The organism is Bradyrhizobium sp. GCM10028915 (assembly GCF_042666195.1).
Classification (GTDB): Bacteria; Pseudomonadota; Alphaproteobacteria; order Rhizobiales; family Xanthobacteraceae; genus Bradyrhizobium; species Bradyrhizobium canariense_D.
In genome coordinates, this window is the sequence record NZ_JBHTFN010000065.1 from 652,323 (window position 1) to 663,688 (window position 11,366).

Genomic DNA, 11,366 nt, shown 5'->3' on the forward strand with positions numbered 1-11,366 from the left:
GCTTCTCCAAAAGGCCTTGCGCCGGTCAGGCGCCGCTGTCGCTGCGCTTTCTCACGTAAGCGGCTTCAGGCGCGGGGCCGGGGTCGAGCTTGAGCGCCGCCTGCTGCAGGCGCTTCGATCGCGCGCCGATGATAACTTCGCGAAACGTCAGCAAGATTACAGAAATGACGAAAGGGGACAGATAATAGAGGACGCGGAACAGCAGCATCCCGCCCAGCAGCTCCTCGCGGTCCATCTGCCAGAGCCCGACCAGCATCGCCGCGTCGAACACGCCAAGGCCTCCGGGCGAATGGCTGGCAAAGCCGAGCAGCGTGGCCGAGACGAAGATCACCGCGACCACCACGAAACCGAGATTGGGCTCGTCAGGGACCAGCACGTACATCGCGAGCGCGCAGAAGCCGAGATCGATGATGCCGATCGCGATCTGGAGCAGCGTCAGCGGGCCGCCCGGCAGCATCACGGTCCAGGGCCCGCGGCCGACCATGCGCGGCTGGGTCCAGACCCAGACCACGTAAGCGATCAGTCCGACGATGATCATCATCGCCAGCATCCGGTTCAGCCAGGGCGGAAGCATGTCGATCGAGGCCGCGGCTTCCGGATGATAGGAGATGCCGAGGCCCAGCACCGCGGCATTGCCGAGCCAGAAGGTCAGGCCGGCGAGGAAGCAGATCTTTGCGACGTCGATCGCGTTCAGGCCGTAGGCGGAATAGATGCGGTAGCGCACCGCGCCGCCGGTGAAGACGCTGGCGCCGACATTGTGGCCGATCGAATAGCTGGTGAAGGCAGCGAGCGCGTTAATCCGATAGGGCACGTGGGGATGGCCGATCGCGCGCACGGCGAACAGGTCGTAGAAGGTCAGCGTGAAATAGCCCGCAGCGACGAACAGCGCCGCCATCGCGATCTGGCTCGGCTCGGTGCTCTTGATCGCTTCGAGGACTTCGTTGACATCGATGCCGCGCAGCATGTGGTAGAGCACATAGCAAGCGATGCCGATGACCGCGACGCTGATCACAACTCCAAGCTTATGCAGGATTTGCTTCTGGCGCAGAAACGACATCGCCCTGCGTATGGCTTCCAGCATCTAAACCTCGAACAACGCTTCAGCGGCCAGGGTGGCCGGCGAACAGGCGGACGACACGCAGGCACCCGACGAATCCTCGCCGGCGGCTCCGGCATCGCGCATGCCCCCTGCCCCTCCACTAGCGCGTTTTGGGGCGGAGTGGAATTCGACAATTCGAACAAAAAGTCGTGGCTTCAAGGTTTTAGGCAGGTTGCGGGCTCCTGATGCACGGTTTGGCGCTTTCGGCGGCAAGCCTGACGCGAATCTCCATGGCCATCCTGGCGCAGACGCCATGAAGTTTTGATGATTTCGGCCGTACAATGTTCCGTCACGGCTTAAGTCGAAATCAATCTATGGGCGGGATTTCGCTGTTGAAAGAGGGTCGCGCCGCGCGCGGCCGCTGCGGCGCGCACGATTACGTGGCCGACGGCTCGCGCTCGATCATCCGGTTGCACTGCGACATCACAGACGTCATTGCGGCCGCCCGCCAGCGGCCGCGATGAGCACGTCGTTCGGAGGTAGCGTTCTGCTCAGGCCGCAAGCTGCGGGCGCACTGCCTCGATGCCCGCGATCCAGCCGGCGACGGAGCGCCCGATCGCCTCGGGGTGATCCTCCTGGAGGAAATGCAGGCCGGCGCCGAGACGAACCAGCGCGCAGTGCTTCAGGGAGGCTGCAAACCGTTCGGCAAATTCCGGTGAGACCAGAGCTCCGGGCTCGCCGGTGAACAGGAGCTTTGGATAGGACGACGCGGCCAGCGCTGCATGCGCGGACTGCAGAGCCTGATAAACGTCAGCGGGCTCGCCTGCGATCGGCAGTTCGCGCGGAAGTGCAAGAACGGGCCGGCGGCTCTCTGGTGTTGGAAACGGCGCGCGATAGGGCGCCATCTCGTCATCGCTGAGCTTGCGGGCGATGCCGCCCGGCAGCACACGCTCGACGAAGGCATTCGCCTCGAGGATCATCGCCTCGCCCTCGCCCGGCGTCCTGAATTTGCGGAAGGCCGCCCGCGCCGCCTCGGCATGCTCCTGCTCCGCGGCAACCTCGGTGTCGTGGAAGTCCTGCCAGGTCGGCATCGGACGGATGAACTCCATGAAGGCGAGCCCGCGCACGAAATCCGGCCGGCGCGCCGCAAGATGAAATGCGAGCGCTGTGCCCCAATCCTGCGCAATGAGATAGGCCGACGTAATGCCGCGCTGTTCGATGAAGGCATCGAGATAGCGGACGTGATCGAAGAAGCGGTACGCGATGCCGGGCTTGTCGGACTGACCGAAGCCGATGTTGTCGGGCGCGAGGCAATGCGCGACCGGTGACACCGCCGGCATGATGTTGCGCCAGATGTGCGAGGACGTCGGATTGCCGTGCAGGAAGAGCGCGACCGGCGCGTTCTGCGCGCCTGCCTCACGATAGGCCATGCTGCTTCCGAGGACGGACGCTTTGCGAATCTTGATGTCGATCTGCTTGGTCATGTCAGCTCCTTGAACACGGTTTGGAATGCGATGCTCTTGAAACGTTCGAGCGCTTTGGGATTGCGGTCGACCTTCATGCGCAGGATCGCGCCCTGCCAGGACGCGAGCAGGAAGTCTGCGAGCTCCTCGGGCTCGAAATCGGATGCGATCTCGCCGCTGGTTTGGGCATCCCTGATGCAGGCGGCGAACGGCATGCGCCATTCAGCAAAGATGGCCGCAAGGCGCGCGCGCAGCATCTCGCTGCTGCCGGTCGCCTCCAGACTGAGATCGCCGATCAGACAGCCGCGGCCGTAGCCGTCCGCTTCGAGCCGGCCAATGATGATGTCCAGGTAGCGCTTCAGCCGAGCCCGCGGGGTCAGCGAGGTGTCGTCGAGCGCCTCGGCGACCAGCCCCCTTGTGATCTCGAAGTAGCGGTCGAGCACCTCGGAGGCGAACGCTTCCTTGGAGCGGAAATGATTGGTGAAGGACCCCTGCGGCGCGCCCGCAGCAGTGGTGACGTCGCGCACGCTGGTGCCGTGATAGCCGGTCCGAAACATGACCTTCAGGCCGGCGTCGAGAATGGCGTCTTTGAGCGAGGGCTTGGGCATGGCGTTATAATACGTACGTACGTATTATTTTCAAGCGCGCTTTGTCGCCCTGGAAATCTGATAGCAGCGCAAGTTGATGAGCGCGATAGCGGGCGCGCGTTTGCCTCTCAGCTCAGCCGCTCAGGCCGGTGGCATGCTGCGCGCGACCACACGGTCGCGCAGCCAGGCGCCGATGCCGCCGCCGACGAGGTAGCAGGCGAACATGACCAGGCCGAGGTCGAGCCAGTAGCCGAAGCGACCGGGGACCACATGCGCGAACGAGGCCGCGACCAGGCCGGCAACAAGCACGGCGAGCCAGCGCGCGGTCACCTTCGAGGTGCCGTTGCCGCGTTGGACCACCGAGATCCAGCCCATGCAGAAGCCGAGCAGCAGCGAGCCGATCAGCCAGCCCAGATGGAACGAGACGAGATAGGGCATCGTCACCTCACCAGAAATTCGATGCGGCGGTTCTGCGCCTTGGCGTCTTCGCTGTCATTGCCGGCGACGGGCTGCGTGCTGCCGTAGCCGACCGCGGTGAACCGGTTGCCAGGCAAGCCGGCCTTGACCAGGTAGTCGATCACCGCCTTCGCGCGCTTCTCCGACAGTGCCTGGTTGAAGGAATCCTCGCCGTCGGCATCGGTATGCCCGGCGACCTCGATATTGGTGGTGGGACATCGCAATGCCGTCTCGATCAGATGATCAAGAATGCCGGCGGAATCCGGATCGATCTCGGCGCGCTTCGCCCCGAAGCGAATCTTGGCCTTGGCCAAGAGCTCGGAGAACAATTGCTGGCACACGGTGCCGTCGACCGGCCCGGCCGCGGGTTTCACCGTGATTTCCGGCTTGTACTGCCAGTTTTTCGGAAAATCCTTGCCGAGGCCTGCGCGGATGTCGTTGGCGGCACCTTCATAGAGCGCATCGCCCGACAGCTTCACCTCGCGGTCGGACACGACGAGCGTGCCGGTCGACAGTCGCGACAGCGCGCCGAGCGCTGCGACCACGGCGGGGCTGAAGGAGCCGGGCGCGCCGACGCTGGCCTTGAGATTGTCGACAACCTTTTCGTTGAAGAATTTCCGCGACGCGCTGGTGGCGATGGCCGCGTGGACATTGTTGTCGGGAACATAGCCGGTCAGCGTCACCGTCGCGGCCACCGGATCCTTGTAAGCCTGGAACACGTAAGGCGGCGCCTTGACATCGTTGGCGGCGATCGAAAAGCCCTCGGGCAGGTTTTTAAGGGCCGCTGCGACCGCTTCGCGGCCGCCGAGATCGCGCGCCATCCCTGACAGAGTGACTTTGGTGTCTGTGATCGTGATCTTGCCGTCCTTGAGCTTGCCGATCTGGTCGAGCAGCAGCATCGCAGCCGCCTCGAACCGCGGCGGTGCGCCGCGGGCCAAACCCATCTGATCGGCCACCTCGGTGCCGCCGACCTCCTTGCGGGCCGCCTCGGTCAGGCGGCCCTTCATCGACGGCAGGGGCGCGGAGCCTGACAGCGTCACCCGCACCACGTCGCGCTCGGCGTTCCAGACGAAGGGCTTTGCCTCGGGCACGAGGCGGGTCCGGTCGTCGACCAGGCGCACGCCGGGGACGGTCTCGACCGCCACAACAGCGTCGCGGCGCCCCTCCTCGGAAAACGCGTCCGCAGCCAGGCTGACGTCGCGGCCGTCCACCGCGATCCGGGTCTTGTCCAGAACGGTATCCTTTAGCGCCGCCGAGCTGCGGGCGGAAAGGTCCGCCTCGACCGGCAAAGTGTTATTCCAGGCCGCAAATCCCCACATGACGGCCAGGGGGATCAGCCCCGGCCACCATTTGCTGGCCCACCTGAAAAGCTTGTGCATTCGACGACCCGAACTCTGGAACCGGAGACAAAACAAACCCTTGGCAGGCTGTCAAACCGGAAATGACGCCCTTCCGAAGGCCGGGCCTGGACAATTGGAATAACTTTTTCTTCAAGGGTTCTTCCGTAAGTTGAAAGCGGAATGCCAAAGTCCGCCAGCGGGTCATGAAACAACTCCGTAACAACGTCATCCGCGCCGGGCTGGAAGCACTCTATTTCAGCGGCGCCCACCACCTGTTGCGCCCGCTTTTGTCGGGCGTCGGCGCCATATTCATGCTGCATCACGTGCGGCCGGCCCGCGGCGCGGCGTTCCAGCCGAACCGGCATCTCGAAGTCACCCCCGAATTCCTGCGTGCCACACTGCGCCACCTGCGCGCGCGCGAGATCGACATCGTCAGCATGGACGAGCTGCATGAGCGACTGGTGCGGCGCCGGTTCGACCGCCGCTTCGCCGCCTTCACGCTCGACGATGGCTATCGCGACAATCTCGATTTTGCGCTGCCAGTTCTGCGCGAATTTGACGCGCCCTTGGCGGTCTATGTCGCCAGCGATTTCGCGGAGGGGACGGGCCGGCTGTGGTGGGAGGCGCTGGAGGCCGTGATCGCCAAGACCGAGCAGATCGAGGTGACGATCGGCAATGCCGCGCTGCGGCTCGATGCGACGACGCCAGCCGCCAAGCAGGTGGCGTTCGATCGCCTGCACGACTGGTTGCGCGCACTGCCCGGCGAGCACGATCTCAAGCGCGAGATCGAGGCGCTCTGCACGAAGTACGGCGTCGACATGGCCGCGCTGTGCCGCAGCCTCTGCCTGTCCTGGGACGAGGTGAAGACATTTGCCGCCGATCCCCTGGTCACGATCGGCGCGCATTCCGTCAGCCATTGCAATCTCGCCAAGCAAAGCGAAGCGATCGCCACGCAGGAGATGGCCGTGAGCCGCGCGCGGATCGAGCAGGCGCTCGGCCGCAACGTTCAACATCTGGCCTATCCCTATGGCGATCGCGAGGCGGCGGGCGAGCGTGAATTCGTGCTCGCTGCATCCGCCGGCTTCAAGACCGCGGTGACGACGCGGCCCGGCATGCTGTTCGCCGAAAACGCCGGCCGCATGACGGCGCTGCCACGGGTCTCGCTCAACGGCAATTACCAGGACACGCGGATTCTGCCGGTGCTGACCTCGGGCGCCGCGACCGCGATGTGGAACGGCTTCCGCAGGATCGCGGCGGCTTAATCTCTCCGTCTTGGCTGCCCGAACTCAGACGTCGCATGGCGAAAGCCAGGACGACGATGCGGCACTTTCCTTGACTCCCCTCCCTACCCCGCTCAAAACGTCGCCAAACACCAAGGGAGGCACCATGTTCAACGATCTGTTCTCGCTCAAAGGCCGCGTCGCGCTGGTGACCGGTGGTTCGCGCGGCATCGGCAAGATGATCGCGGCGGGATTTCTCAGCGCGGGAGCCGCGAAGGTCTACATCACCGCGCGCAAGGCAGGACCTTGCGAGGCCACCGCGAGAGAGCTGTCAGGCCGATATGACGGTGAGTGCATCGCGCTGCCGATCGACATCTCGACCGTCGACGGCTGCGACAGGCTCGCTGGCGAAATCATCAAGCTGGAGCCGAAGCTCAACATCCTCGTCAACAATGCAGGGGCTGCCTGGGGCGCGGAGTTCGACGAATTCCCCGAAAGCGGCTGGGACAAGGTGATGGACCTCAACGTCAAGTCGCTGTTCTTCCTGACCAAGGCGCTGGCCAAGCCGCTGCGCGCGGCGGCTTCGCATGAGCGGCCCGCCAAGGTCATCAACATCGCCTCGGTTGACGGCATTTTCATCAATCCCGGCGAGACCTACTCCTATGCCGCGAGCAAGGCCGCGGTGATCCATTTGACGCGGCGCATGGCGACGAAACTGATCAAGGACAACGTCAACGTCACCGCGATCGCGCCCGGCGCGTTCAAGTCCGACATGAACCGGGCTGCGCGCGACCATTCGGACGAGGTCGCCAAGCGCATTCCGGCGCGGCGGATCGGAACCGACGAGGACATGGCGGGCGTGGCGATCTATCTCGCCTCGCGCGCGGGTGACTACGTGGTCGGCAACACCATCACGGTGGATGGCGGCGTGGTGTACGCGAACGCGGGGCTGGAGATCGCGGGGTAGGCGGGGGCGCGTCAGCACGACGCCCTCACCTCACACTCCGGTGTCGTCCCGGCCTTCGCCGGGACGACAGGTGAGTATGTAGCGCGGCCGTCGCGCCTCGCTGGCGGCCCTTACGACTCGATCCTCACATATTCGAAATCGCCGGGCTTGTTGTCGATGCCGACTTTCGGCGGTGAGATCCAGGAGGCGAACTGGCCGGTCTCGGTGACGGGCTGCATCAGCGAGGTGATGAAGTCGCCGTCCGCGGTCGAGGGCAGCCATTCGTCCTTGCGCTTCGCCCAGGTGGCATCGTCGATCAAAATGCCGTCGGGCGTCGCGTGGATGCCCTTGAACTCGCCGATATGGCGGTGGAAGGCGACGTTGGGCAGCTTGAGCTGAAACTGGTAGCCCGCGGTCGAGATCACCTTGTTCCAGCGCAGCATGCCCTTGACGCAATCCTGGCTGTAATCGTCGCGCAGGCGCATGTTGAGCGCGGTCAGCGCCGGCTCGTCGACGAGCTTGATCTCGCCGTCGATGAACTTCAGCACCGGATAGGTGGCGTTCTTGAGCTGATGATCGTCGTCGATCTGGGTCTCGTGATAGCGGCCCTTGATGCCGGTGTTGAAGGCGTTCGCCGCGTTGGTCGAGACTTCCGAGCCAAACAGATCGAGCGACAGCGTATAGTGCAGGTTCAGCTTCTTCTGAATGGTCGGCAGGTCGATCACGCCGAGCGCGCGGACCTTCGCGATGTCGGTGGGATCGGTGATGCCGGCTTCGCGCATCGCATCGCAGGTGCGCTGCACGACGCGGGTGATGCCGGTCTCGCCGACGAACATGTGGTGCGCTTCTTCCGTCAGCATGAAGCGGCAGGTGCGCGACAGGGGATCGAAGCCGGACTGCGCAAGCGAGTGCAGCTGCATCTTGCCGTCGCGGTCGGTGAAGTAGGTGAACATGAAGAAGGACAGCCAGTCCGGCGTCGCCTCGTTGAAGGCGCCCAGCATGCGCGGCGAGTCGGCGTCGCCCGAGCGGCGGCGCAACAAATCGTCGGCCTCTTCACGTCCGTCGCGACCAAAGTACTTTTGCAGCAGGTACACCATCGCCCAGAGGTGACGGCCTTCCTCGACATTGACCTGGAACAGATTGCGCATGTCGTACAGCGAGGGCGCGGTCTTGCCGAGATGGCGCTGCTGCTCGACGGAGGCGGGCTCGGTGTCGCCCTGGATCACGATCAGACGGCGCAGCATGGCGCGATACTCGCCCGGGACTTCCTGCCAGGCCGGCTCGCCAAAATGCTCGCCGAACGGCACGACGCGGTTCTCTTCCTGGGGAGCAAGGAGAATGCCCCAGCGATACTCGGGCATCCGCACATAGTCGAACTTGGCCCAGCCGCGCGGATCGACCGAATAGGCGGTGCGCAAGTACACCAGCGATTCCTGGAAGCCTTCCGGCCCCATGTCTTTCCACCAGTCCATGTAGCCGGGATGCCAGCCTTCCAGCGCCTTGAGCACCTGGCGGTCTTCGGCCAAATTGACGTTGTTCGGAATCTTGGTCGAGTAGTCGACGTTCATGATGTTCATGGAAGACCTCCCGTGTGGGACTAGTTCATTAAATCGCGGGCATCGAATTGTGGGATCGCGAATAGCGAGGCGAATGACGTCTCTATTCGCTATTCGCCACTCACCATTCGCGCTCTACACTCGCGTCATATCGAATTTCGGCTTCTGGCCGCTGCCGTAGCGGCGCAGCGCGCCTTCCTCGCCGACCGCGTTGGGGCGCTGGAAGATCCAGTTCTGCCACGCGGTGAGGCGCGAGAAGATCTTCGATTCCATCGTCTCGGGGCCGACGAAGCGCAGGTTGGCTTCCATGCCGGTGAGGCTGTCGGGCGAGAAGCTGGCGCGCTCCTCCAGGAACACGCGGACCTCGTCGTCCCAGTCGATGTCGTCGAGTGCGAAGGTGACGAGACCGAGCTCTTCGGCCTGCTCGGCGTCCAGCGCGGTGCCCGTCGTGGCTTCCGCGCGTTCCACATCGGACGGATCGGCCTGGAAGCGCGACTGAAGCCGCGTCAGGCCATGGCTCATCGGATACGGGCCAAAATTCATCGCTGACAGTTCGATCGACGGCGGCGGGCGGTTGTCGCCCTGGCGCGTGCCGATCAGCATGTAGGAACGGTCGGCGGCGAAGACGAGCTCGGCGAGCGTGCCGGCGAAGCAGGAGCCGGGCTCGACCAGCGTCACCAGCGTGCGCGAGGTGACGTCGATGCGCTTCAAGACACGCTTCCAGTAGTGCCTGATTTCGTTGACCAGCCAGTGCGCCTTGTTGGCTTCGAGGAAGGCGTCGCAGGCGAGCACACGGGCGCGGTCGCCGTGACTCTTGAACACCAGCATCGCGATCTCGAGCTCGTTGATACGCAGATGCAGGATGGCGTCGTCGAGTTCGCGCGCGACCTGGAGCGGCCAGAACGCGACACCCTGCGCCATCATCCCGTCGATATCGGCGGGCGGCGCGGCTTCAGGCGCCTTGATCGAGATCGTGGCGATGCGGGCGGCGCGGTCGATGTCGACGGTGACAAAGCCGTAGCGGATGCTCGTCTCATCGATGATGCGCTTGAGCGGCGTCAGCGCGATGCCCTTGCCGCTGCCCTTGCGCTTCGAGGCCTGGGCGAATTCCCTGGCGCGCTCGGCAACCTTGCCTTCGAGCTTGCTGTTCGGCGCGATCTCGTCGACCAGGCGCCATTGCACGGCGCGCTTGCCCTTCACGCCTTCTTCGATGGTGCAGAAGAAATCGGCGTGATCGCGGCGCACCTTGCGCTTGTCGACCACACGCGTGAGGCCGCCGGTGCCCGGCAGCACCGCGAGCAGCGGCACTTCGGGCAAGGCGACGGCGGACGCGCCGTCATCGGCAAGCATGATGTAGTCGGTGGCGAGCGCGAGCTCATAGCCGCCGCCGGCGGCCGAGCCGTTCACGACGGTGATAAAGCGCTGGCCGGAATTCTCCGACGAGTCTTCCATGCCGTTGCGGGTCTCGTTGGTGAACTTGCAGAAATTGACCTTGTGGGCATGCGTCGAGCCGGCGAGCATGCGGATGTTGGCGCCGGCGCAGAACACGCGGTTCTTGGCCGAGCGCATCACCACGACCTTCACCTCGGGGTGCTCGAAGCGCAGGCGCTGGACCGCGTCGGCAAGCTCGATGTCGACGCCGAGATCGTAGGAATTGAGCTTGAGCAGATAGCCCTCGAACAGGCCGCCATTCTCGTCGACGTCCATGGTCAGGGTGGCGACGTCACCGTCAACCGCGAGCTTCCAGTGCCGGTAGCGGGACGGCTCGGTCTGGAAATCGATGAATGTCGCGCCGCCTGCGAGGCGCCGATCTTCCTCGGCCATGGGCCACCCTTGAGTTCGTCTTGGTTTACCGTTAGATGCACAATAATGCATATTGTTGCGCGCGTCTAGACTTTAACGGCCCATACATGCATTTTGTTGCATGTCCTCTCCTAGGGCCGCTGCTGCAAATTGCTCAATCGCGTGAAGCGTCGCTCCCGGAGCTTCGCGATGCGGAGAATGCGCCGCGCCTGACATGACTTTCAAATCGACCGGGCAATAGCATTCTTGCTGCGCGATCTCGGCCTGACGCAGCGTCCCGTATTGGTCGTCCACGCCTTGAAGGATCAGGACGGGAACGCGGATATAAGCGAGATATTCCGAGATATCCCAGTCGCGGAATTTGGGATCGAGCCAGGCGGCGTTCCAGCCGTAGAAGGCGTTGTCGACGTCCGTGTGCCAGCGCGCGAGCTTTGCCTTCAGGTCGGTGGTCTCAAATGCCGTCTTGATGTCCGCAATCGACTTCACCGAGATGTCCTCGACGATGAAATGCGGCGCGATCAGTACGAGGCCGTTCAGGCGATGATCCTGATGCGCGCCGGCATAGATCGTCGCGATCGACGCGCCGTCGGAATGGCCGAGCAGCAGGCCACGCCTGAAGCCGATCGCGTCGAGGATCTTCGGCAGCACGTCGAGTGCCTCGCGCTGCATGTAGTCGAGCGGCCGCGGCAGCGCGACCTTGCTCGACTGGCCGTAGCCCGCGCGCGAATAGACGAAGATGCCGGCGGAGGTCGCCTCTCGCAGCTTCTCGGGGAAGTCACCCCAGAGCCCGACCGAGCCGAGGCCTTCATGCAGCATGACGATGGTCGGTGCATCGGCGGATTGCGGCGCCAGCCATTTGTATTCGAGGCTGGCGTCGCCGATGCTGAGGAAGCCGGTGGGGGCGAGGTTGGTCATGCTCTGTCGCTCTTCTCTCTCCGTCGTCAAGCCCGGCCATG

The 11,366-nt window shown here is 64.1% G+C and carries 11 protein-coding genes; 3 read left to right on the plus strand and 8 right to left on the minus strand.

Going from position 1 to position 11,366, the window contains the following annotated elements; genetic code table 11:
- Positions 1-25: 25 nt before the first annotated feature.
- The gene (locus ACFQX9_RS32770; RefSeq protein WP_377791556.1) at positions 26-1,081 is read right to left on the minus strand and encodes a UPF0104 family protein; all 1,056 of its coding nucleotides are present in this window, start codon (positions 1,079-1,081) and stop codon (positions 26-28) included.
- 350 nt (positions 1,082-1,431) lie between these two features.
- Here ACFQX9_RS32770 and ACFQX9_RS32775 point away from each other — a divergent pair, with 350 nt between their 5' ends.
- Entirely contained in the window at positions 1,432-1,563 is a 132-nt protein-coding gene (locus tag ACFQX9_RS32775) for a hypothetical protein (protein WP_256467754.1), read from the plus strand.
- A 27-nt stretch (positions 1,564-1,590) separates the two neighbouring features.
- Here ACFQX9_RS32775 and ACFQX9_RS32780 read toward each other — a convergent pair whose 3' ends face one another.
- The 4 genes from ACFQX9_RS32780 to ACFQX9_RS32795 form a co-directional block, all read right to left on the minus strand.
- On the minus strand, positions 1,591-2,523 hold the full coding sequence (locus ACFQX9_RS32780) for a haloalkane dehalogenase (RefSeq protein WP_377791557.1): 933 nt from the start codon (positions 2,521-2,523) through the stop codon (positions 1,591-1,593).
- Positions 2,520-3,110, minus strand: coding sequence for a TetR/AcrR family transcriptional regulator (locus ACFQX9_RS32785; RefSeq protein WP_018456057.1), 591 nt, complete (start codon positions 3,108-3,110; stop codon positions 2,520-2,522). Before ACFQX9_RS32785 ends, ACFQX9_RS32780 begins: the two co-directional genes overlap by 4 nt.
- 120 nt (positions 3,111-3,230) lie before the next feature.
- Positions 3,231-3,527, minus strand: coding sequence for a membrane protein (locus ACFQX9_RS32790; protein WP_018456056.1), 297 nt, complete (start codon positions 3,525-3,527; stop codon positions 3,231-3,233).
- A 2-nt stretch (positions 3,528-3,529) separates the two neighbouring features.
- Positions 3,530-4,924: an OmpA family protein gene (locus tag ACFQX9_RS32795; RefSeq protein ID WP_018456055.1), complete on the minus strand. Its 1,395-nt coding sequence runs from the start codon at positions 4,922-4,924 to the stop codon at positions 3,530-3,532.
- Between the two features lie 164 nt (positions 4,925-5,088).
- Here ACFQX9_RS32795 and ACFQX9_RS32800 point away from each other — a divergent pair, with 164 nt between their 5' ends.
- Entirely contained in the window at positions 5,089-6,147 is a 1,059-nt protein-coding gene (locus ACFQX9_RS32800) for a polysaccharide deacetylase family protein (RefSeq protein ID WP_085349676.1), read from the plus strand.
- A gap of 124 nt (positions 6,148-6,271) precedes the next feature.
- Positions 6,272-7,072 (plus strand): SDR family oxidoreductase, encoded by an 801-nt coding sequence (locus tag ACFQX9_RS32805; RefSeq protein ID WP_377791558.1) that lies wholly within the window; start codon positions 6,272-6,274, stop codon positions 7,070-7,072.
- A 110-nt stretch (positions 7,073-7,182) separates the two neighbouring features.
- On the opposite strand, the gene boxB is transcribed toward ACFQX9_RS32805, so the two are convergent.
- The 3 genes from boxB to ACFQX9_RS32820 all read right to left on the minus strand — a co-directional run bounded on the left by boxB (position 7,183) and on the right by ACFQX9_RS32820 (position 11,325).
- Entirely contained in the window at positions 7,183-8,619 is a 1,437-nt protein-coding gene (gene boxB / locus ACFQX9_RS32810; protein ID WP_026233075.1) for a benzoyl-CoA 2,3-epoxidase subunit BoxB, read from the minus strand.
- Between the two features lie 123 nt (positions 8,620-8,742).
- Positions 8,743-10,431: a 2,3-epoxybenzoyl-CoA dihydrolase gene (gene boxC, locus ACFQX9_RS32815; protein WP_377791560.1), complete on the minus strand. Its 1,689-nt coding sequence runs from the start codon at positions 10,429-10,431 to the stop codon at positions 8,743-8,745.
- Between the two features lie 72 nt (positions 10,432-10,503).
- Positions 10,504-11,325 (minus strand): alpha/beta fold hydrolase, encoded by an 822-nt coding sequence (locus ACFQX9_RS32820; protein ID WP_085349672.1) that lies wholly within the window; start codon positions 11,323-11,325, stop codon positions 10,504-10,506.
- Positions 11,326-11,366: the final 41 nt, after the last annotated feature.

What these genes read in the sequence shown, in the direction of transcription:
- ACFQX9_RS32780 (WP_377791557.1), bottom strand. Translation starts at nt 2,523, where the DNA reads ATGACCAAGCAGATCGACATCAAGATTCGCAAAGCGTCCGTCCTCGGA.
- ACFQX9_RS32800 (WP_085349676.1), top strand. Translation starts at nt 5,089, where the DNA reads ATGAAACAACTCCGTAACAACGTCATCCGCGCCGGGCTGGAAGCACTC.
- ACFQX9_RS32790 (WP_018456056.1), bottom strand. Translation starts at nt 3,527, where the DNA reads ATGCCCTATCTCGTCTCGTTCCATCTGGGCTGGCTGATCGGCTCGCTG.
- ACFQX9_RS32770 (WP_377791556.1), bottom strand. Translation starts at nt 1,081, where the DNA reads ATGCTGGAAGCCATACGCAGGGCGATGTCGTTTCTGCGCCAGAAGCAA.
- ACFQX9_RS32805 (WP_377791558.1), top strand. Translation starts at nt 6,272, where the DNA reads ATGTTCAACGATCTGTTCTCGCTCAAAGGCCGCGTCGCGCTGGTGACC.
- ACFQX9_RS32820 (WP_085349672.1), bottom strand. Translation starts at nt 11,325, where the DNA reads ATGACCAACCTCGCCCCCACCGGCTTCCTCAGCATCGGCGACGCCAGC.
- boxC (WP_377791560.1), bottom strand. Translation starts at nt 10,431, where the DNA reads ATGGCCGAGGAAGATCGGCGCCTCGCAGGCGGCGCGACATTCATCGAT.
- ACFQX9_RS32795 (WP_018456055.1), bottom strand. Translation starts at nt 4,924, where the DNA reads ATGCACAAGCTTTTCAGGTGGGCCAGCAAATGGTGGCCGGGGCTGATC.
- ACFQX9_RS32785 (WP_018456057.1), bottom strand. Translation starts at nt 3,110, where the DNA reads ATGCCCAAGCCCTCGCTCAAAGACGCCATTCTCGACGCCGGCCTGAAG.
- boxB (WP_026233075.1), bottom strand. Translation starts at nt 8,619, where the DNA reads ATGAACGTCGACTACTCGACCAAGATTCCGAACAACGTCAATTTGGCC.